Origin of the sequence: Streptomyces sp. NPDC127084, assembly GCF_042724175.1 — a bacterium.
In the GTDB taxonomy this organism is placed as follows: domain Bacteria; phylum Actinomycetota; class Actinomycetes; order Streptomycetales; family Streptomycetaceae; genus Streptomyces.
Window position 1 is genome coordinate 1 of sequence record NZ_JBHXFA010000362.1, and the last position, 574, is coordinate 574.

General features: G+C 66.4%; 1 protein-coding gene. It reads left to right on the plus strand.

The window, feature by feature from the left end; translation table 11 throughout:
- The coding region (locus ACFWI9_RS34215) for a hypothetical protein (protein ID WP_387169187.1) at positions 1 to 574 on the plus strand (574 nt) is incomplete at both ends.

The window sequence follows — 574 nt, forward strand, 5'->3', positions numbered from 1 at the left end:
GTCGGCGCGGCGGGTCTCGCCGCCGCTGGTTTGCTCTCAGCAGCCGAAGTATTGTCTGTGCCGGCGTATGAGTTCGCCACCGTGCAGACCGAGTTGTATGAGCTCACCGCCTCCGCGTCGTGGAAAAGCGCCTTCCGCTCAACGGCCCGTCGTCTGTTCATGACGCTCGATCAGTTGTCTGACCTATGCTGGTCGGACGGGGCACGCGCAGCGGAGGCCAAGGCATGGGTGCTGCTGGGCGAAGCAGGACAGGGCAAAACGCATCTGCTGGTCGACGCCACGCGCCGGGCACTTGCGGCGGGACGGCCCGCAGTGACGGTCTTCGGCGAGCTGATGGCGGCCGAGGACCCGCTGACGGAGATCGCACGGCAACTGGGTTTGGGGGATGTGCCACACACCGTGCTGCTACAGGCGCTGGATGCTGCCGCAGCGGCGTCCAACACTCGCTTTCTGCTGATGATCGACGCGCTCAACGATGCCGAGGATCCCGGCAGATGGCGCAGCCGACTGCCGCAACTGTGGGCCCAGACGGCACCGTACGACCACGTGGCGGTGGTGGTCTCATGCCGCTCCT